At 71.1% G+C, this 19744-nt stretch carries 22 protein-coding genes; 13 read left to right on the forward strand and 9 right to left on the reverse strand.

Annotated features, from left to right (window positions below):
• The first annotated feature begins 14 nt into the window (after positions 1-14).
• The 7 genes from ACIP6U_RS33380 (at position 15) to ACIP6U_RS33410 (ending at position 6280) form a co-directional block, all read left to right on the forward strand.
• Positions 15-809, forward strand: coding sequence for a HipA family kinase (locus ACIP6U_RS33380; RefSeq protein WP_401725737.1), 795 nt, complete (start codon positions 15-17; stop codon positions 807-809).
• Complete coding sequence (locus ACIP6U_RS33385; RefSeq protein WP_401725740.1) at positions 806-1255, forward strand: DUF3037 domain-containing protein; 450 nt, start codon at positions 806-808, stop codon at positions 1253-1255. The genes ACIP6U_RS33380 and ACIP6U_RS33385 overlap by 4 nt, the downstream gene beginning before the upstream one ends.
• A gap of 147 nt (positions 1256-1402) precedes the next feature.
• The gene (fabG, locus tag ACIP6U_RS33390) at positions 1403-2164 is read left to right on the forward strand and encodes a 3-oxoacyl-ACP reductase FabG (protein WP_124000521.1); all 762 of its coding nucleotides are present in this window, start codon (positions 1403-1405) and stop codon (positions 2162-2164) included.
• 11 nt (positions 2165-2175) lie between these two features.
• Positions 2176-2946: an SDR family oxidoreductase gene (locus tag ACIP6U_RS33395; RefSeq protein ID WP_401725743.1), complete on the forward strand. Its 771-nt coding sequence runs from the start codon at positions 2176-2178 to the stop codon at positions 2944-2946.
• Positions 2947-3147: 201 nt separating this feature from the next.
• The gene (locus tag ACIP6U_RS33400; RefSeq protein ID WP_401725746.1) at positions 3148-4731 is read left to right on the forward strand and encodes an ABC transporter substrate-binding protein; all 1584 of its coding nucleotides are present in this window, start codon (positions 3148-3150) and stop codon (positions 4729-4731) included.
• A gap of 118 nt (positions 4732-4849) precedes the next feature.
• On the forward strand, positions 4850-5533 hold the full coding sequence (ung, locus tag ACIP6U_RS33405; protein WP_401725748.1) for a uracil-DNA glycosylase: 684 nt from the start codon (positions 4850-4852) through the stop codon (positions 5531-5533).
• Positions 5534-5662: 129 nt separating this feature from the next.
• Positions 5663-6280, forward strand: coding sequence for a hypothetical protein (locus tag ACIP6U_RS33410; RefSeq protein WP_401726176.1), 618 nt, complete (start codon positions 5663-5665; stop codon positions 6278-6280).
• A 28-nt stretch (positions 6281-6308) separates the two neighbouring features.
• On the opposite strand, the gene ACIP6U_RS33415 is transcribed toward ACIP6U_RS33410, so the two are convergent.
• Entirely contained in the window at positions 6309-6770 is a 462-nt protein-coding gene (locus tag ACIP6U_RS33415) for a hypothetical protein (protein ID WP_401725751.1), read from the reverse strand.
• Between the two features lie 150 nt (positions 6771-6920).
• Positions 6921-7436, reverse strand: coding sequence for a DinB family protein (locus ACIP6U_RS33420; protein ID WP_401725753.1), 516 nt, complete (start codon positions 7434-7436; stop codon positions 6921-6923).
• A gap of 108 nt (positions 7437-7544) precedes the next feature.
• Between ACIP6U_RS33420 and ACIP6U_RS33425 the strand changes: the two genes are divergently transcribed.
• Positions 7545-8450, forward strand: a complete 906-nt coding sequence (locus ACIP6U_RS33425) for a Gfo/Idh/MocA family protein (RefSeq protein ID WP_401725756.1) — start codon at positions 7545-7547, stop codon at positions 8448-8450.
• Here ACIP6U_RS33425 and lnt read toward each other — a convergent pair.
• The gene (gene lnt / locus ACIP6U_RS33430; RefSeq protein WP_401725759.1) at positions 8374-9939 is read right to left on the reverse strand and encodes an apolipoprotein N-acyltransferase; all 1566 of its coding nucleotides are present in this window, start codon (positions 9937-9939) and stop codon (positions 8374-8376) included. The genes ACIP6U_RS33425 and lnt overlap by 77 nt on opposite strands.
• A gap of 71 nt (positions 9940-10010) precedes the next feature.
• Positions 10011-10496, reverse strand: a complete 486-nt coding sequence (locus ACIP6U_RS33435) for a nuclear transport factor 2 family protein (RefSeq protein ID WP_401725761.1) — start codon at positions 10494-10496, stop codon at positions 10011-10013.
• Positions 10497-10596: 100 nt separating this feature from the next.
• Between ACIP6U_RS33435 and ACIP6U_RS33440 the strand changes: the two genes are divergently transcribed.
• A complete protein-coding gene (locus tag ACIP6U_RS33440; RefSeq protein ID WP_401725764.1) occupies positions 10597-11583 on the forward strand; it encodes an LLM class flavin-dependent oxidoreductase in 987 nt (328 codons plus the stop codon).
• Positions 11584-11605: 22 nt separating this feature from the next.
• Here ACIP6U_RS33440 and ACIP6U_RS33445 read toward each other — a convergent pair whose 3' ends face one another.
• Complete coding sequence (locus ACIP6U_RS33445; protein ID WP_401725766.1) at positions 11606-12763, reverse strand: FAD-dependent monooxygenase; 1158 nt, start codon at positions 12761-12763, stop codon at positions 11606-11608.
• Positions 12764-12968: 205 nt separating this feature from the next.
• Here ACIP6U_RS33445 and ACIP6U_RS33450 point away from each other — a divergent pair, with 205 nt between their 5' ends.
• Positions 12969-13709, forward strand: coding sequence for an SDR family NAD(P)-dependent oxidoreductase (locus ACIP6U_RS33450; protein ID WP_401725768.1), 741 nt, complete (start codon positions 12969-12971; stop codon positions 13707-13709).
• A gap of 18 nt (positions 13710-13727) precedes the next feature.
• On the opposite strand, the gene ACIP6U_RS33455 is transcribed toward ACIP6U_RS33450, so the two are convergent.
• From ACIP6U_RS33455 to ACIP6U_RS33465, 3 genes are all read right to left on the reverse strand, one after another.
• Positions 13728-14297 carry a chloramphenicol phosphotransferase CPT family protein gene (locus ACIP6U_RS33455; protein WP_401725771.1) on the reverse strand — a complete coding sequence of 190 codons (570 nt, stop codon included), beginning with the start codon at positions 14295-14297 and terminating at the stop codon, positions 13728-13730.
• Positions 14298-14346: 49 nt separating this feature from the next.
• The gene (locus ACIP6U_RS33460; protein ID WP_124000535.1) at positions 14347-14526 is read right to left on the reverse strand and encodes a hypothetical protein; all 180 of its coding nucleotides are present in this window, start codon (positions 14524-14526) and stop codon (positions 14347-14349) included.
• A gap of 140 nt (positions 14527-14666) precedes the next feature.
• Entirely contained in the window at positions 14667-15542 is an 876-nt protein-coding gene (locus ACIP6U_RS33465; RefSeq protein ID WP_401725774.1) for an undecaprenyl-diphosphate phosphatase, read from the reverse strand.
• Between the two features lie 326 nt (positions 15543-15868).
• Here ACIP6U_RS33465 and ACIP6U_RS33470 point away from each other — a divergent pair, with 326 nt between their 5' ends.
• Complete coding sequence (locus ACIP6U_RS33470) at positions 15869-17017, forward strand: Gfo/Idh/MocA family protein (RefSeq protein WP_401725777.1); 1149 nt, start codon at positions 15869-15871, stop codon at positions 17015-17017.
• Positions 17014-17940, forward strand: a complete 927-nt coding sequence (locus ACIP6U_RS33475) for a PmoA family protein (protein ID WP_401725779.1) — start codon at positions 17014-17016, stop codon at positions 17938-17940. Before ACIP6U_RS33470 ends, ACIP6U_RS33475 begins: the two co-directional genes overlap by 4 nt.
• Before the next feature lie 37 nt (positions 17941-17977).
• Here ACIP6U_RS33475 and ACIP6U_RS33480 read toward each other — a convergent pair whose 3' ends face one another.
• Positions 17978-18448, reverse strand: coding sequence for a winged helix-turn-helix transcriptional regulator (locus ACIP6U_RS33480; protein WP_401725781.1), 471 nt, complete (start codon positions 18446-18448; stop codon positions 17978-17980).
• Between the two features lie 103 nt (positions 18449-18551).
• Between ACIP6U_RS33480 and ACIP6U_RS33485 the strand changes: the two genes are divergently transcribed.
• Positions 18552-19721, forward strand: coding sequence for a thiolase family protein (locus ACIP6U_RS33485; RefSeq protein WP_401725783.1), 1170 nt, complete (start codon positions 18552-18554; stop codon positions 19719-19721).
• Positions 19722-19744: the final 23 nt, after the last annotated feature.

The raw sequence follows: 19744 nt of genomic DNA on the forward strand, positions 1-19744 counted from the left end.
AGTAACCTGGGGCGATGCTCAAGGAAGTCACCGCCACCCGCTACATCACGCCGCTGCGTGAGGGCGGCTCGCTGCCGGGGCTCGTCGAGGCCGACGATCTCGGGACGTACGTCATGAAGTTCAGCGGCGCCGGACAGGGCCGCAAGACGCTGGTCGCCGAGGTGGTCTGCGGTGAACTCGCCCGGAGGCTGGGCTTCCGGATGCCCCGCCTGGTGACGGTCGACCTCGATCCGGTGCTGGGCCTCGGCGAGCCCGAGCAGCAGGTGCAGGAGCTGCTGCGGTCCAGTGGCGGCACCAACCTCGGCATGGACTTCCTGTCCGGCGCCCTCGGCTTCGACCCGCTCGCCTTCACGATCGGCCCCGAGGAGGCCGGCCGGATCGTCTGGTTCGACGCGCTGATCAACAACGTCGACCGCTCCTGGCGCAACCCCAACCTGCTGATGCGCCGCGGCGAGCTGTGGCTCATCGACCACGGCGCCACCATGATCTGGCACCACAACTGGCCCGGCGTCGAGAAGTCCGCCGCCCGCCCCTACGACGCCTCGGACCACGCCCTCGCCCGCTTCGCGCCGGACGTCACCGCGGCCGCCGCCGCACTCGCGCCGCTGGTCACCGAGGAACTCCTCACCGAGGTGACCGCCGAGATCCCCGACGCCTGGCTGACCGGCGAACCCGGCTTCGACACCCCGGACGAGCTGCGACGGGCGTATGCGCGACCCCTGCTCACCCGCGCGGCCGACATCCACGCGCGCGTGACCGGCATCCCCGGCACCGGCAACCCTGTCACCGGCATCGAGGAGGGCAAGTGAGCGAGACCAGCATCTACATGGCCGGACACGTCACCGAGCGCCACATCACGCGGGCCGGCCAGGGCGGCGGCCGGGACGTCTTCGAGTACGCCCTGCTGCGCGTCGTACCCCGTGTCGAGCGCGGCGAGTGCATCAACGCCGGGGTGCTCGTGTACTGCCGCGCGAAGGCCTACGTCGGCGCCCGCACGCACCTCGACGAGGCCCGGCTGCTCGCCCTCGACCCGGACGCCGACGTCGCCGGGATCCGGGCCGCCCTGGAGGCCGTGGAGCGCGTCTGCGGGGGCGGTGAGGCGGCGGGGCAGGCCGCGGGTGACGACCCCGGGCAGCGGTTCCGCTGGCTCGCCGCGCCCCGCTCCACGGTCGTGCAGCCGGGGCCGGTGCACACCGGTCTCACCGTCGATCCGGCGGCCGACACGGAGCGGTTGCTCAACCTGCTGGTGAGGTAATGGATCACACCTGCCTCGTGTGCCGTTGACACCGAGTGCCAGGGCTTCTAGCGTCACGTACGCCGAAGGTACTAAGCGGTCGCTCACCGAAGCGCGACCCGGGGCACCCCGGCCGGCGTACTTTCCCCAGGGCGAGGAGAACCAGCAATGTCCACCACTGAGCAGCGGGTCGCCGTTGTGACGGGCGGCGCGCGCGGCATCGGCGCCGCCACCGCCGTACGACTGGCCGCCGAGGGCCGCGCGGTCGCCGTGATCGACCTCGACGAGGCCGCGTGCAAGGACACCGTGGAGCAGATCACCGCGGCCGGTGGCCGGGCGATCGCGGTCGGCGCCGACGTCTCGGACGAGGCGCAGGTCGAGGCCGCGATCGCGCGCGTGGTCGACGAGCTGGGCGCGCCGACGATCCTGATCAACAACGCGGGCGTGCTGCGCGACAACCTGCTGTTCAAGATGAGCGTCGCCGACTGGGACACGGTCCTGGGCGTGCACCTGCGCGGTTCGTTCCTGATGGCCAAGGCCGTCCAGAAGCACATGGTCGACGCGGGCTTCGGCCGGATCGTCAACCTCTCCTCCTCCTCGGCGCTGGGCAACCGCGGTCAGGCCAACTACTCGGCCGCCAAGGCGGGTATGCAGGGCTTCACCAAGACCCTCGCCATCGAGCTCGGCAAGTTCGGCATCACCGCCAACGCCGTCGCCCCCGGCTTCATCGCCACCGAGATGACCAAGGCCACCGCCGAGCGCGTCAAGATGGGCTTCGAGGAGTTCAAGGCCGCCGCCGCCACCCAGATCCCGGTGGCCCGCGTCGGCGAGCCCGAGGACATCGCCAACGCCATCGCCTTCTTCACGAACGAGGCCGCCGGCTTCGTCTCCGGCCAGGTCCTGTACGTCGCCGGCGGACCGCTCGACTAGGGAACGCGGACATGACTGAACAGCCTGAACTGCCCGAACTCTCCGGCAAGGTCGCCGTGATCACCGGCGCCAGCCGCGGTATCGGCTACGGCGTCGCCGAGGCGTTGCTCGCCCGCGGCGACCGCGTCTGCATCACCGGCCGCAACGAGGACGCCCTCAAGGAGGCCGTCGAGGCGCTCGGCGCCGACCGCGTCATCGGCGTGGCCGGCAAGGCCCACGACGAGGCCCACCAGGCCGTCGTCGTCGAGCGCACGCTGGAGGCCTTCGGCCGCATCGACTACCTGGTCAACAACGCCGGTACGAACCCGGTGTTCGGCGCGATCGCCGACCTCGACCTGAACGTCGCGCGCAAGGTCTTCGAGACCAACGTCATCTCGGCGCTCGGCTTCGCCCAGAAGACGTGGCACGCGTGGCAGAAGGACAACGGCGGCGCGATCGTCAACATCGCGTCCCTCGCCGGGATCTCCGCCTCGCCGTTCATCGGCGCGTACGGCGTCAGCAAGGCCGCGATGGTCAACCTGACGCTCCAGCTGGCGCACGAGTTCGCGCCCGGGGTGCGGGTCAACTCCATCGCCCCGGCGGTGGTGAAGACCAAGTTCGCCGCCGCCCTGTACGAGGGCCGCGAGGCGGAGGCCGCCGCCTCCTACCCGCTGGCCCGGCTCGGCGTGCCCTCCGACATCGGCGGCGCCGCCGCGTTCCTCACCTCGGACCAGAGCGACTGGATCACCGGGCAGACCCTCGTCGTCGACGGCGGCATCTTCCTCAACGCCGGCGTCGGCTGACACCGGCTTTCACCAAAGCTCTCGAAGCGGGCGTCGCCGGACACGGGCGGCGCCCGCTTCCGTGTACATGGAAGGCACAGACCTTTGACAACGTCGTCATAAACCCGCTGATCAAGTGCCCTTTCGCGAACCCGGTTGTGGCGGCCGGAGGCTGCGGTATGGTCTGCCGACCCTTGGCACGGCGGATCGAGGAGCGAGCACGTGTTCAACCGGAATCGCCCCCTACGACGGGTGGCGGCCCTAGCGTCCATATCGTCCCTGGTGACCGGGTGCGGCGTGCTCTCGTCGGACTCCTCGGACGACGCGGGACCCATCGAGGTCGGGACGACCAGCGCCCCCAGCACCCTGGATCCGGCCGCCTCCTGGGACAGTTCCTGGGAACTTTTCCGCAACATCTATCAAACGCTGCTCAGTTACCCCACCGGCGCGACCACCCCGCAGCCCGACGCGGCCGACAACTGCCGCTTCACGGACACCTCCAACACCACGTACCGCTGCGAACTGCGCTCCGGGCTGAAGTTCGCCAACGGGCACGCGCTGGACGCGAGAGCGGTCAAGTACTCGATCGACCGGATCGGGAAGATCAACGTCAACGGCGGACCCGCCGGTCTGCTCGGCAGCCTCGACCGGGTGCAGGCGCTCGGCGACAGGGAAGTCGTCTTCCACCTCAACAAGCCCGACGCCACCTTCCCGTTCGTGCTCGCCACGCCCGCCATGTCGATCGTCGACCCCGCGAAGTACCCGGACAACGCCCTGCGCAAGGGCCACGGGGTCGACGGGTCGGGGCCGTACGCGCTGGCGGGCTACGAGGACGGCAAGAAGGCCGAACTCACCAAGAACGACAACTACCAGGGCTACGCCGACCGCAAGAACGACGCCGTGACCATCAACTACTACCGGGACTCGGCCCCCATGGTCGCCGCGCTCCGGGACGGCGAACTCGACCTCGCCTTCCGGGGCTTGGACCCCGACGACGTCGTCGGACTCCAGCGGCACGACTCGGACGGGCAGCTCCAGCTCGTCGAGGGCTCCGGCACCGAGATCAACTACCTGGTCTTCAACCCGAAGGACCCGTGGGCCGGCCGGGCCGTCGTCCGCAAGGCGATCGCCCAGCTCGTCGACCGTGCCGCGATCGCGCACAAGGTCTACCGGGACACCGTCGAGCCGCTGTACTCCATGGTCCCCAAGGGCCTGACCGGACACACCACCGGCTTCTTCGACGACTACGGCGACCCCAGCGCCGCCAAGGCGCGCACGATGCTCACCGACGCCGGCATCACCGAGCGCGTGCCGCTCACCCTCTGGTACACGACCGACCGCTACGGCTCCTCCACCAAGCTGGAGTTCCAGGAGCTCAAGCGGCAGCTGGAGGGCTCGGGACTGTTCACGGTCACCCTGAAGAGCCGGCCCTGGAAGACGTATGTGACGGGCTACCAGAAGGGCGAGTACCCGGTGTTCGGGCGCGGCTGGTTCCCCGACTTCCCGGACGCCGACAACTTCATCGCGCCCTTCGTCGGCGAGCAGAACGCACTCGGTACGCCCTATCCGGCGCCGGAGATCACCGGCGAACTGCTGCCCCGCTCGCGTGGCGTGAGCGACCGGGCCAACGTGGTCAGGGACTTCGAGGAGGCGCAGCGGATCCTCGTGGACGACGCCCGGCTGCTGCCGCTGTGGCAGGGCAAGCAGTACGTGGCCGCGAGCGAGGACATCTCCGGTGCCGAGCAGGCCCTGGACCCGTCGACGATCATGCTGATGTGGACGCTGTACCGCAAGACCAGCTGGTAGCGCGGGGTTGTGCGGTGAGCGGGCCGATTGTCAGTGCCCGCCTGTAGGTTCTGAGACCTGGCGGTGACCGCGCATCGGTGACCGCCCACCGTTCACCGCACACCGTAAGGAAGTTGACGTGACCGACACCGCCATGCTGCCCGAGTCCTGGCGCGGAGTCCTGGGCGACGAGCTGCAGCAGCCCTACTTCAAGGAGCTCACGGAGTTCGTCGAGGAGGAGCGCGCGCAGGGTCCCGTCTACCCGCCGCGCGAGGAGGTCTTCGCCGCGCTCGACGCCACGCCGTACGACCAGGTGAAGGTCCTGATCCTCGGTCAGGACCCGTACCACGGCGAGGGCCAGGGCCACGGGCTGTGCTTCTCGGTCCGCCCCGGCGTGAAGGTCCCGCCGTCCCTGCGGAACATCTACAAGGAGATGCACCAGGAGCTGGGCACGCCGATCCCGGACAACGGCTACCTGATGCCGTGGGCCCAGCAGGGCGTCCTGCTGCTCAACGCGGTGCTCACGGTCCGCTCCGGTGAGGCCAACTCCCACAAGGGCAAGGGCTGGGAGAAGTTCACCGACGCGGTGATCCGCGCGGTCGCCGACCGGCCCGACCCGGCGGTCTTCGTCCTGTGGGGCAACTACGCGCAGAAGAAACTCCCGCTGATCGACGAGAGCCGGCACGTGGTGGTCAAGGGCGCGCACCCCTCCCCGCTGTCCGCGAAGAAGTTCTTCGGCTCCCGCCCCTTCACGCAGATCGACGAGGCGGTGGCCAAGCAGGGCCACGACCCGATCGACTGGACCGTCCCGAACCTGGGCTGACCACCGCCGGGCCGGTTCCCACGGAACCGGCCCGGTGCCGCCTGACCGGGAATGTCAGTGCCTGCGGTTAGCGTCGGTGAGGACATCGGCGTGGACGAACGACCGGTCGGCGAGTGGGCGGAGTACGTGGTGGCCAAGGGACAGGAGCAGACGGCGCCCGATGCCGTGATGACACGGATCGGACAGGTCGTCATGCTGCATCACGCCGGCGACCGCGAGGAGGCCAGGGACCGCTTCCTCCAGCTGTGGGCGGAGATCGGTGAGCACGGCGACGCCCTGCACCGCTGCACGCTGGCCCACTACATGGCCGACACCCAGGACGACCCCGCGGACGAACTGGCCTGGGACCTGCGGGCGTTGACGGCCGCCGAGGAACTCACGGACGAGCGGCTCGCGGAACACGAAGAGGCGCACCCGGACGGAGGGTTCGTCGACGGCGCCGGCGGCGGCACGAAGCCCAGCGCGCGCGAGGGTGCGCTCGCGGTGCGCGCGCTGTACCCCTCGCTGCATCTGAACCTGGCAGCGGACTACGTGAAGCTCGGCCGCGGCGGCGCCGCCCGCACCCATCTGCGCCGAGCCCGGGGCGCCGCGGGGGCACTCGCGGACGACCCGTACGGCGACGGCGTACGAGCGGCCATCAGCAGACTGGAGCTGCGGCTGGCGGAGGAGGGGCCCAGCGAGGGCGGGGGCTGGGGACCGCCCCGCACCGGGGAAGGCGGCTGGGGACCGCCGCGACAGCGGCCCTGACCCGCGTCCCCCTTACTCCCGCCCGCCCTCAACGCCCGTACGACTGCTTGCAGATCAGCGACTCCGGGCTGTCCGCCTTCCAGCCGCCGTACTTCCGGCCCAGCGCACACACGTCCGCCGTGTTCTTCGGGACCTGCTTGGTCACGTCGGGGATCTCGACACCCGGCTGCGGCTTCGCGTGGTGCGGGTGACGCGGCTTCGGCTGCGCCTGCCGCGGGTGGGGGTGCGGATGCGGATGCGAGCGGGGGACCGGCGGCTGCTGGGCCGCGGACGGTGCCGACCGCTTCTCCGTGCGGGGCGCGGGCCCGGTCGGGTCCGGGCGGCGGGACGGGCCGATCATCTCCAGCGCCTCACGGGCCGGCGCCTGCACGACCTGCGGCTCCGCCCGGCCGTCGGGGCGTGGTGCGGACGGCTGGGTCGGTGCCGCGGGCGGGCCGGACGCGGGCGGGCGCTGGACGGTCACACAGCCGGAGAGGGCCGAGACAGCCACGGTGACCAAGAGCGTTGCGGTGGTCGTCGTTCGATGCACCCGCGCAACAATGGCGTCTTCGACGGCCCGGGCGACAGCGGACGAGCACAGGTTGGCCCGCACGAGTGATCTCCGCCCCGTACGGAGGGGGCGTGCGCGGACGGGGTGACGTCAGTCGCCGGTGGCGCCGTCGAGGCGCTCGCGGAGCAGGTCGGCGTGGCCGTTGTGCCGCGCGTACTCCTCGATCATGTGGGTGTGGAGCCAGCGCAGATTGAACTGCTCGCCGGTGCGCCGGTGCTTGCCCTCGGTGAGGTCGTCCAGGCCGAAGCGGGCCGCGTTGCGCCGGGCCGCCTCGATCTCGGCCTCCCAGGTGGCGAGGGCCTCGGCCCAGGTGTCCGCCTCGGAGACGTGGAAGTCGCCGTCCGGGTCCTCGTCGGTGGAGTAGATCGCGCCCGTGTCCTCGTTCGCGAGCACCCGGCGGTACCAGCTGCGCTCCACCTCCGCCATGTGCCGCACCAGCCCCATCAGGGTCAGCTCGGAGGGCTCCGCGGAGGCGGTCCTGAGCTGGGCGTCGGTCAGGCCCTCGCACTTCCAGGCCAGGGTCTGCCGGTGGTAGTCCAGCCAGCCCTCCAGCATGGTGCGTTCGTCGGCGGTGGTCGGGGGTTCGTGGCGCTCGATGCTCGTCATGGCCGCCATCCTCGCCCGGCGCGAGCCCGCGGACCAACGGTTTTGCGCCGCCGCCGTATGCTTCCGGGCAGGTAGAGGCAGGCGCAGGCAAGCGACAGGGGAGCCCAAGTGAAGGTCGGCTGCATCGGACTCGGTGACATCGCGCAGAAGGCCTACCTGCCCGTCCTGGGCGCACTCGCCGACATCGAGCTGCATGTGCAGACCCGGACACCCGCGACCCTCGCCAGGGTCGCCGACAGCCTCCACCTCCCGGCCGGGCAGCGGCACGCGACCCTCGACGCGCTCCTCGCCCAGGACCTCGACGCCGCCTTCGTGCACGCGCCCACCGCCGTGCACCCGGACCTCGTGACCCGGCTCCTGGAGGCGGGCGTACCGACGTACGTCGACAAGCCGCTCGCCTACGAACTCGCCGACTCCGAACGGCTGGTGGCGCTCGCCGAGCGGCACGACGTGTCCCTCGCGGTCGGCTTCAACCGGCGCTTCGCGCCCGGGTACGCGCAGTGCGCCGACCATCCGCGCGAGCTGATCCTGATGCAGAAGAACCGGATCGGGCTGCCGGAGGAACCGCGCGCGATGGTCCTCGACGACTTCATCCACGTAGTGGACACCCTGCGCTTCCTGGTGCCGGGCCCGGTCGACGACGTGACCGTGCGGGCGCGCGTCGAGGACGGGCTGCTGCACCACGTCGTGCTCCAGCTGGCCGGGGACGGGTTCACCGCGCTCGGGGTGATGAACCGGCTGAGCGGTTCGGCCGAGGAGATCCTGGAGGTGTCCGGGCAGGACACCAAGCGTCAGGTGGTCAACCTCGCCGAGATAATCGACCACAAGGGCCAGCCGACGGTACGGCGGCGCGGTGACTGGGTGCCGGTGGCCCGGCAGCGCGGGATCGAGCAGGCCGTCCTCGCCTTCCTCGACGCGGTGCGCGCGGGGAAGGTGCTCAGCGCCCGGGACGCGCTGGCGACTCATGAGCTGTGCGAGCGGGTGGTACGCGCGGTTCAGGGCTCGGCCGCCTGAGCCGAACCGCCCGCGCGCCCTCGAACGCGCACCACAGGGCGAGCACGAGGATCGCGCCGTGCACCGGCCAGTCGCCGAAGCGGACGTACGCGGTCGTGCCGGTCGCCAGCGGGATGTCGTACACCCGGGCCGTGCTGTCGTCCGTGCCGAGCCACGGACCCAGGCGCTGTCCGCTCGCGCCGTAGACGGCGGAGACACCGGTCAGGGTCGCGTGGACCATCGGGCGGCCGGTCTCGGCGGCGCGCAGGGCGGCGAGCGAGGCGTGCTGCTCGGGGGCCCAGCTGTGCTGGAAGGACGACGTGGACGACTGGGCGACCAGTACGTCGGCGCCGTCCTGGGCCAGATGCCGGCTCATGTCGGGGAACGCCGACTCGAAACAGACCATCGGGCCGACGCGCAGGCCGTGCCCGACGTTCATCACCACCTGCTCGGTGCCCCGCTTGCGGTCCTCGCCGGCCGCCTTGCCGACCGAGGTCGCCCAGCCGAGCAGGGAGCGCGCCGGGATGTACTCGCCGAAGGGCACGAGCCGCATCTTGTCGTAGCGGTCGCCGGTGAGGCCTTCGGGGCCGACCAGCACCGAACTCTTGTAGATGCCGGGCTTGTCGGAGCGCCGCGCGTCCACGTTCACCATGATGTCGGCGCCCGTCTCACGGGAGAGCGCGGCGATCCGGCCGGCCAGATCGGGCCGGCCCGCCAGGTCGTACCCGACGCTGCTCTCGCCCCACACGATCAGGTCCGGATGCTGCGCGGCGAGCGCGCGCGTGAGTTGTTCCTCGCGGTCGAAGCGTTTGTCGACGCCGACGATGACGCCCGGCTGGACTACGGCGATCCGCGTCCGCCCGTCGACGTCGGGGCGCGGTGACCACACCCAGGCCGCCGAGGTGGCGGCCGCCGTCGCGACCAGACCGGCGACGGCGGGCATCCGGGACTCACGCACCGAGACGAGCACGGCGACGCAGACGTTGACGGCCACCACCAGGAAGCTGAGCAGCCACACCCCGCCCACCGAGGCCAGCCGCAGCGCGGGTTCCACCTGCCACTGACTGGACCCGAGCATGCCCCAGGGACCGCCGAGCCCCTGCCAGGAGCGGACCAGCTCGACCATCAGCCAGCCCGACGGCAGCACGGCGAGCGCGGCCAGCACCCGCCCGGGGCCGGGCACCCCGCCGAGGAAGCGGTGCACCAGCCAGCCCCACGGGGCCCACAGGGCGCCCAGCAGCGCGGCGATGAGGAAGATGAACACATGCAGGCTGGGCAGCAGCCAGTGGTGCACGGCCACCAGGAACCCGAACCCGCCCCACCAGCCGTCGTACGCCGCCCGCTTCCCGGTCGGCGCGGAACGGACCAGCAGCAGCCACGGGACCAGGGCCACGTAGGCGAACCACCACAGCGCCGGGGCCGGGAACGCCAACAGGGGCAGCGCGCCGGCCAGCACGGCGATCGCCGAGCGCCGCCACGGGGAGGCGAGCCACTGACCGACGGTCTTCATACGCGCCTCCCTACCCCGTGGGTGGCTTCAGTGTGCGTGTTTTCGATCATCCGGGCCAGAGTGCCCCGGGTTCAGTCCGTCACACCCGCCTTCGCGGGCTCGGGCAGCCTGCGCCACTTCTCCTGCACGACCACCTCGGACAGTCGCCAGCCGTCGTACGTCCGCAGCAGCCCGAAGGAGTAGCGGCCGCCGCACACGAAGTCCGGCGCGGCCGACTCCGTCCCGTCCGCCGCGAAGCGCATCGGGTTGACGTAGTCCGCCCGCACGCGCGCGGTGTCGCCGGTGTCCTGGTCCAGGGTCCCGAACGCGACCCGGCGGTTGACGATCAGATGCTGCCTCATCGAGAACAGCCGCATGCTCTCCTCCAGCCACGCGGCCACCTGCCGCGCGTCCCCCTCGATCCCGCCGGCCGAGCGGTAGTCCGCACGCCCCTCGGGGGTGAACAGTCCTCGATACGCCTCCCAATCACCGTCGTCCACGGCCACCGCGTACTCGGTGACCACCTCGTCGACGGCCAGCCGGTCCATCACGGTCGCCAACTCCACGCGCTGCGTCATGCGATCAGTGTTGGGTGTGACGCGTGCCGGGCCAAGGGGCGCGCGACGATATTCGGTCGGCGCTCGATCAGCGCTCGGACGCGCTTTCTATACTGGCGCGATGATCAGCATCCCGATCGGCGCGCTCGAAGTGGCCATGATCCAGGCGGGTGCCCGAGCCGTCGACACGGTGCGAGACACCGCGGCCTTCGCCCAGGGTGTCGAACAACTCGGCTATCAGCGGCTCTGGTACGCCGAGCACCACCACTCCCCGGCGATCGGCGCGTTCCCGCCGGTCGTCCTGACCGCGCACGCGGCCGCGTCGACGGCGTCGATCCGCCTTGGTTCCGGGGGAGTTCTGGCGCCGAACCACGCCCCGATCATGCTGGCGGAGCAGTTCGGCACGCTGGCGGCGCTGCACGAGGGACGGATCGACCTGGGCATCGGCCGCGGCCCCGGCACCTTCGACGAGCCGACCATGCGGGCACTGCGACGCGGCGCGGGACCGACGACGGACGCCGAGTACCGCGACGACGTGGCCGAGATCCTGCGCCTCCTGGTGGACGAGGTGCCTCAAGGACCGCTCCCCGAACCGTGGTTGCTGTCCTCCAGCACGGCGGGCGCGACCCTCGCCGCCGAACTCGGCCTGCCGATCGCCTTCGCCCACCACATCCGCCCCGACAACACCCTCGCCGCACTCGCCCACTACCGCGAGCACTTCACCCCGTCCCGCTGGTGCGAGCGCCCCCGCGTGCTGCTGTGCGTGGAGACGGTGTGCGCCGACACGCAGGAGCGGGCCGCCTGGCTGGGCGGCCCGATGGACGTCGTCAAGGCCGGACTCCTCAAGGGCCAGAGCGACATCGCCTTCCCCACGCCCGAGGAAGCGGCCGCCCACGTCTTCACCGAGGGGGAGGCCCAGGCCCTGGCGGGCTTCCGCGCCGCGCAGGCCAACGGAACCCCCGAGACCGTCGCCAAGCAGCTGAGCAACCTGGCGGCCCTGACCGGCGCGGACGAACTCATGCTGGTGACGCCGGTCTACGCGCTGGCCGACCGCCTCAGGTCGTACGAACTCGTCGCGGGGTACGGCACGTTGGAAGCCGCGTCCTGACCGGCACAGCGGAAGCGGCTGCCTAGCTGTCGGTTCCCCACGCGGTCGAGTGGGGACCGAACCTGTTCTCGGTCATGTAGGCCGCCATACGGGCATTCCGCGCCCGTGCCTCCGGTCCGTCGGGCAGGTGGTAATCGCCGCCCGCCCGTGCCGAGTTGGCCTGCACGCGGGTGGCGGTCGACAGCCGTCGGTGCACGTAGCGGTCGAGGGCGTCCGGCACGTCGGCCGGTGTCGCGTCCGTGAGGGCGTCGCCGAGTACGGCCGCGTCCATGATCGCCTGTGCCGCGCCCTGGGCCTGGAACGGCACCATGGCGTGGGCGCTGTCGCCCAGGAGGGTCACCCGCCCGAGGTTCCACCGGGTGAGGGGGGTACGGGTGTGGATGCCGTAGCGGAACACCCGGCCCGCGCGTTCGAGAGCGGCGAGGACACGCGGATCCCAGCCCGCGAACTCGCGTACCTGCTCGCCCGGTTCGGCCTGCGCGGTCCACGACTCCTGAGCCTCCTTCGTGCCGAACACGCCCACGAGGTTGAGCAGTTCACCGCGGCGCACCCGGTAGTGGACGACATGCCGGCCGGGTCCGAGCCAGCCCGCGTACTCCGGCAGGTCCAGATCGGCCACCGCGTCGGCCGGCAGCAGCGCCCGATAGGCGGCGGTCTCCGAGAAGACGGCCTCGTCGGCGCCGAACAGCCACTGCCGGGCCGCCGACCGCACCCCGTCCGCGGCCACGACCAGCTCCGCGTCCAGGCGCTCGTCGCTCGCCGTCGTCACACTGGCCGACCTGTCGTCCTGGTCGATGCCCACGACAGCGGTGTTCAGGCGCACGGACTCGGGCGGCACCCCGGCGGCCAGGGCCTGGTGCAGATCGGCCCGGTGGACCTGGAGATACGGCGCCCCGAACTCCTCCTCGACCGCGCGGCCCAGGTCGTAGCGGCAGATCTCGGACCCGTCGGACCAGGTGCGGAAGCTCAGGTGGGAGGGGTGGACGGAGTGCGCGGCGACCGCGTCGAGCAGGCCGAGCCGGCGCAGTACGCGCGTGGCGTTGGGCGCGAGCTGGATCCCGGCGCCGATCTCGGCGAAGCGAGCCGTCTGCTCGACGAGGGTGACCTCGTGACCGGCCCGACGCAGACTCAGGGTCGCGGCCAGTCCACCGATGCCCGCGCCCACGACGATCGCTCGCATGGCGTGCCCCCTCGCCCGTCGGGTGGGGCAGGCTACCGAACGGAACTCCCCTGCCGTACCGGGCATTTCGGCCGCAGTCGCGCGCGGGGCGGGTTCGCGGGGCGGGCTCGGGTGGATTCCGCGTGTGACGGGCGTCGCGCAAGACGGTCACCCAAGAGTTAGGGTGATCGATGATCGATCATCTGCCCGATGTCTGGAGGCCTCCATGACCCGTCCCGTCACGATCGTCACCGGCGGCAGCCGGGGAATCGGCGCCGCGACCTGCCTGCGGCTCGCCGCGGACGGCCACGACGTGGTCGTCGGCTACGTCCGGGACGCCGACGCGGCCGAGCAGGTGGCCGAGGGCGTGCGCAAGGCCGGCGGCCGGTGTCTCACGGTGCGGGTGGACACGTCCGTCGAGGCCGAGGTCGAGCACCTCTTCGACGTGGCCGAGCGCGAACTGGGGCCGGTGACCGGACTGGTGAACAACGCGGGCGTGACCGGTCCGCTGGGGCGCCTCGCCGATACGAAGACCAGCGACCTGCGCCGAGTCGTCGACGTCAACGTCACCGGCACGCTGCTGTGTTCGCGCCGGGCGGCGCAGTTGATGGCGGCGCGGGGGAGCGGCGTCATCGTCAACGTGTCCTCGGGAGCGGCCACGTTGGGCAGCCCCGGCGAGTTCGTCCACTACGCGGCGAGCAAGGCGGCGGTCGACGCGCTGACGCTGGGGCTCTCCAAGGAACTCGGTCCGGACGGGGTCCGCGTCAACGCGGTGGCGCCCGGCGCCGTCGACACCGACATGCACGCCACGATGGGCGATGCGGAGCGCGCCTGGCGGATGGCCCCCGGCATTCCGCTGCGTCGGCCGGGGCGGGCCGAGGAGATCGCGGCCGCGGTCGCGTGGCTGATGTCGTCGGAGGCGTCGTACGTGACGGGGACGGTGCTGCGGGTGGCGGGCGGGCGTTGACGGCGCCGGTGTCGATCTCTATCGCGCGTCGCGGAGCCGTTCGAACGCCGTCGGGCGGGGCCTGTCCGGCAGGAACTCCTTGATGCGCACGGCGCATTCACGGGCCGTCAGCTCGGCGGTGTCGCACTCGATGTCGTAGATCCCGTGCGCGTGCACCTGTTCCAGCTGGGCGGCGGCGAGGCCGACCGGGCGGTCGCCGCGTTCGCGTTCGCGGCGCTCCAACTCCTCGGCGGGACAGCGCACCCCGACAAGTACGACGTCCTGCGGCACCAGGACGGACAGGCAGTCACGCAGCCGCCATTCGGCGCTGAATATGTGATCCACGACGACGTTGTTCCCGGCGGCGGCCATCCCGGCGATCGCCCGGTGGAAGCCCCGCCAGGTCCGGTGCAGGACGGTGGCGAGTTCGTCGGGCGGGATCGGGTTGCGGGAGCGCATGGCGTGGAACGCGTCGACCGGCAGATGGAAGTACGGCTCGTCGAGAAGAGGCAGCAGTTCGGCCGCGATGCTCGACTTGCCCGAACTGGACGTGCCGTTGAGGAAGATGACGAGCCCTTGCCGGGGTGGGACGCTGCTCAGATGCTCCACGGAGGGATCATCGCAGACACCCTCCGGTCAGCCGCGGCTCGGCCGGCGCTCAGGCCGCCTCGATGACGGTGCCCCGGATCGCGGCCGCCCACTCGACCACCAACAGCTCGTACTCCGCGCGCTCCTGGGCCGACAGAGAGCCGCCGGCGCGGAGCCACAGGGCGCGGATCCGCTCGTTCACCTCGGCAGCGGACCGCACGGAACCAGGGGTCAGGGAATCGGGGGACATGCCGACAAGCCTAGGGGCAAGCACTGACAGTGCGCTACCAGGTGGCTACTCAACTCGTATGTCATTGGTCACGGGCAATGGATCACGGCCTCTCGTACTGACTCCAGGGTGAGCTCAAGTCCCTTGCCCCGCCCGGTGGTTCAGCCCGCGGACTCCGCGGCGTGCGGGCTCAGCGCGCCGGTCGAGACCAGCGCGATGATGACGATGCCGAGCGCGATGCGGTAGTAGACGAACGGCATGAAGCTCTTGGTCGAGATGAACTTCATGAACCACGCGATGACGGCGTATCCGCAGAAGAACGCGATCACCGTCGCGAAGATCGTCGGGCCCCAGTCGACATGGCCCTTCTCCAGCGCGTCCTTGGTCTCGAACAGGCCGGAGGCCAGCACGGCAGGGATGGCGAGCAGGAAGGAGTAACGGGCCGCGGCCTCACGCTTGTAGCCCATGAACAGACCGCCGCTGATGGTGGCGCCGGACCGGGAGACACCGGGGACCAGCGCCATCGCCTGGCAGATGCCGAAGATCAGGCCGTCCCGGACGCCCAGGTTCTCCAGCGACTTCCGCTGCTTGGGGGCGCGGTGCTTGCCGCCCGACTCGTCGCGCGCCGCGAGCCGGTCGGCGATGCCGATGACCACGCCGATGACGATCAACATCGTCGCGGTGATCCGCAGATCGCGGAACGGCCCCTCGATCTGGTCCTTGAACAGCAGCCCGAGCACGCCGATCGGAATCGAGCCGACGATCACCAACCAGCCCATCTGGGCGTCGTGGTCGGACCGCATCTCCTTGTTGACCAGCGAACGGGCCCACGCCGAGATGATCCGCCCGATGTCCTTGCGGAAGTAGATCAGCACCGCCGCCTCCGTACCGATCTGCGTGATCGCCGTGAAGGCCGCGCCCGGGTCCTTCCAGCCGGAGAAGGCCGCGGTCAGCCGCAGATGCGCGCTGGAGGAGACGGGAAGGAACTCGGTCAGCCCCTGGACGAGTCCGAGGATGAGGGATTCAAACCAAGACATGAAGTTACGGAGTCCAAGCGCTGATCGTGACGGGGCGAGGGGCACACCGCGCCGCCGGGCGCGGTGATCACGGTGAGTCCAAGGAAGCCTAGCGTCCCGCGAGGACAGGCCCGGCACAGGGTCTTCACCAACAGCTCCCGTGGATACCGGTCCTGGTCGCCGACCGGCCGACCGCTCCCGCAACAGGGTGTTGACCTGCGATGGGGGCGCAGCTTACGTTTCAGGGGAGGGGAAAGCGCTTGCTGCGCGGTCGTCGTAACAACGGCCGTGCCGTTCGTCCTGCCCTCTCGTCGGCTCGTCGTCCCCGAGGAGTGCTGATCTCGTCCATGTCCACACCTGCGACCCCCCTGGCCGGCCGGCGCGTCCGGGCCGCCGTCATCGGTACCGGCGCCATCGGCCGCGGCTCCCATCTGCCCGCGCTCGCCCAGCTTGCCGAGGAGGGGGAGACGGAGGTCGTCGCCGCCGTTGACATCGATGCCATCGCGGTCGAGGAGTTCTGCCGGGAGGGCGGTGTCCCGAACGCGTACACCGATCTGGACCTGATGCTCCGGGAAGAGCGGCCCGACCTGGTCACCATCTGCACCCCGCCGACCCTGCACCGCGCGCAGACGATCGCCGCGCTGCGCGCCGGGGCCTGGGTGTGGTGCGAGAAGCCGCCGGTGCCGACGCTCGCGGACTACGCGGCGGTGGAGGCCGAGGAGGGTACGGACGGCGGTCCCTACGCCTCGATCGTCTTCCAGCACCGCTTCGGTTCGGCGTCCAGCCATGTGCGCGGGCTGCTGGCGAGCGGTGCGCTGGGCCGGCCGCTCGTGGCGCACTGCCAGACCACCTGGTACCGGGACACCGCCTACTACGCGGTGCCCTGGCGCGGTCGCTGGGCGACCGAGGGCGGCGGGCCCGCCATGGGCCACGGCATCCATCAGATGGACCTGCTGCTCGACCTGCTCGGCCCGTGGCGCGAGGTGCGCGCGATGGCCGGCCGTCTCGTGCACGACGTCGAGACCGAGGACGTCTCGACCGCGCTGGTCCGCTTCGAGAACGGCGCAATGGCGACGGTCGTCAACAGCGTCCTGAGCCCCGACGAGGTCAGCCGCATCCGCATCGACTGCGAACGCGCCACCGTCGAACTGACCCATCTCTACGGCCACTCCAACGCGAACTGGCGCATCACCCCGGCTCCGGGCGTGCCGGCCGACGAGCTCGCCGGATGGCGGGACTTCGGTCCGGACGTACCCAGTTCGCACCTCGCGCAACTGCGGGAACTGGTCGCGAGCATGCGCGCGGGGGAGCGGCCGCGCAGCAGCGGGGCGGACGGGCGCACCAGCCTGGAGCTGATCGCGGCGCTCTACAAGGCGGCGTTCACGGACGCGACGGTCGAGGCGGGCGAGATCGGCCCCGGCGACCCCTTCCACACGGCGATGCACGGCAACGCGCCCGGCTGGGCCCCCGCCGCCGCGAAGGCGGTGTCCGCATGACAGGACTGCGCCTGGTCCACGCCCACGGCGACCGGATCACCCTCACCGAACCGGCCACCGGCGTCGAGCTGTTGAGTTACGTGTACGCCGCCGAGGCCGCCTGGGAGGCGCCGAAGCCGTACCTCCACCCGATCCGCACCCTGGCCGGCGACGTCGTCACCGACTACCGGCCCAACGACCACCGCTGGCACAAGGGCCTCCAGCTCACGGCCTCGCATCTGTCCGGCGCCAACCTGTGGGGCGGCAACTCCTACGTCCACGGCGAGGGCTACCTCGAACTCCCCGAGCGCGTCGGCTCGATGACGCACGTCGGCTTCGACGCGGTCGCCGCGCACGAGGACCGGGCCGTGATCGCCGAACGGCTCACCTGGCATCCGTACGACGGGGAACTGTGGGCCGAGGAGGAGCGCCGGATCGAGGTCCACGACGTGGATCCGGGGGCCGGCTCCTGGGCGCTGACCTGGACGAGCGCGGTCACCAACCGGCGTGACGAGCCGCTGCGGTTCGGCAGTCCGACCACCGCGGGGCGTGCGTCGGCGGGCTACACAGGGCTGTTCTGGCGTGGCCCGCGCGCCTTCCGTGACGGTCGCATCATCGGGCCCGACGGCGAGGGACCGGACCTGATGGGCACCCAGGGGCCCTGGCTCGCCCTCTCCGGCGAGCACGACGGCACCGACGGCCACGCCACGCTCGTCTTCGCGCACGCCCCGGAGAACGACCACACGGGGGCCGAAGGCGTCCACCCCGCCCACTGGTTCGTCCGCAACGAGCCCTTCGCCGGCATCGCCCCGTCGTGGTCCTTCTACGACGAACTGGAGCTCGCCCCCGGCGACACCCTCACCCGCCGCTACCGGGTCGTCGTGGCCGACGGGGCGTGGGAGCGCGAGGAGATCGCCAAGTACCTGGCGGCGCACCCCTGGTGAGTCATCGTCGGTAGATCTGGATCAGACAGCTGCGGCGCTACGCCGCCGTCGGACCCTTCACCGTCCATCCCGGAACCTGGGGGTGGGCGGTGAGGTCTTCGTGGCGCACCTCGTCGCCGCAGGCCCGGCAGGTGACGACCGGGACCAGTTCGTTGCCGCAGACGTGCTCTATCACCATGGGGCGTTCGTCCTCCGTACGGAGATGGCGGTCGCCCCACTCCATGAGGGTCATCAGGACCGGCTCCAGCTCAAGCCCTGCCTGTGTGGGCCGGTACTCGAAGCGCTGCGGGCGCTCGCTGTAGACGCGCTTCGTCAGGATCCCCACGTCGACGAGTCGGCGCAGCCGGGTGGTCAGGATGTCGCGCGGGGCGCCGATGTTGCGCACCAGCTGGTCGAAGCGGCCGTTGCCCAGGCAGACCTCGCGCAGGACGAGCAAGGAGTACTTCTCGCCGACGAGCGCCAGGGTGTCGGCGATGGAACAGGGGCGCGGGGTTTTGGCGGCGGACATACGCCCAGTGTAGGGGAGGGTTTGATTTTCCAACTCGCGGAGCTATGGTGAGTTTGGATTTCCTACTCACTAGTAGGCGGCGTAGTCACAGGAGGCCGGCACCATGCGCGACGCAGTCATCGTCGAAGCCGTACGCACCCCCGTGGGCAAGGGCAAGCCGAACGGCTCCCTCGCCCACGTCCACCCGGTGGAACTCCTCGCCCACACCCTGCGCACCCTCGTCGAGCGCTCCGGCGTCGACCCGGCGCTGATCGACGACGTCATCGGCGGCACCGTCGACCAGGTCGGCGAGCAGGCCATGAACACCACCCGCTACGCCCTTCTGTCGGCGGGCTTCCCGGACACGGTCCCCGCGACCACCGTGGACCGGCAGTGCGGTTCCTCCCAGCAGGCGGTGCACTTCGCGGCCCAGGGCGTCATCTCGGGGGCGTACGACCTCGTCGTCGCCTGTGGCGTCGAGTCGATGAGCCGGGTGCCGATGTGGTCGAACGTGCCGCCAGGCAAGGACCCCTTCGGCCCCGGAGTCGCCGAGCGCTACCCGGAGGGCCTGGTCCCGCAGGGCATCAGCGCCGAGCTGATCTCCGCCAAGTGGTCGATCACCAGGGACCGGATGGACGCCTTCGCGGTCTCCTCGCACCGGAAGGCGGCGGCCGCCTGGCAGGCCGGCCTGTTCGACGCGGAGGTCGCGCCGCTGGACGGGGTGGCGCGTGACGAGTGCGTCCGGCCCGACAGCACCACCGAGGTCCTCGCCGGCCTCAAGCCCGCGTACTACGACCCCGCCTTCGCCGAGCGCTTCCCGCAGATCGAGTGGAACGTCACCGCGGGCAACGCCAGCCCGATCAACGACGGCGCCTCGGCCGTGCTCGTCACCTCCAGCGAGACCGCGGCCCGTCTCGGCCTGCGCCCGCTGGCCCGGCTGCACAGCTTCGCCGTCACCGGCTCCGACCCGCTGCTCATGCTCACCGGCGTCATACCGGCGACCGAGAAGGTGCTGCGCAGGGCCGGCCTGAACCTCGACGACATCGACCTGTTCGAGGTCAACGAGGCGTTCTCCAGCGTCGTGCTGGCCTGGCAGCAGGAGACGGGCGCCGACCTCGCCAAGGTCAACGTGCACGGCGGCGCGATCGCCCTCGGCCACCCGCTCGGCGCCAGCGGCACCCGGCTGACGACCACCCTGGTGCACGCGATGCGCGAACGCGGCACCCGCTACGCGCTGCAAACGATGTGCGAGGCGGGCGGGCTCGCCAACGCGATGATCCTGGAAGGGATTTGAGGGATCGGAGCAGGATGAGGGGG

This window comes from Streptomyces sp. NPDC088794, assembly GCF_044750545.1.
Classification (GTDB): domain Bacteria; phylum Actinomycetota; class Actinomycetes; order Streptomycetales; family Streptomycetaceae; genus Streptomyces.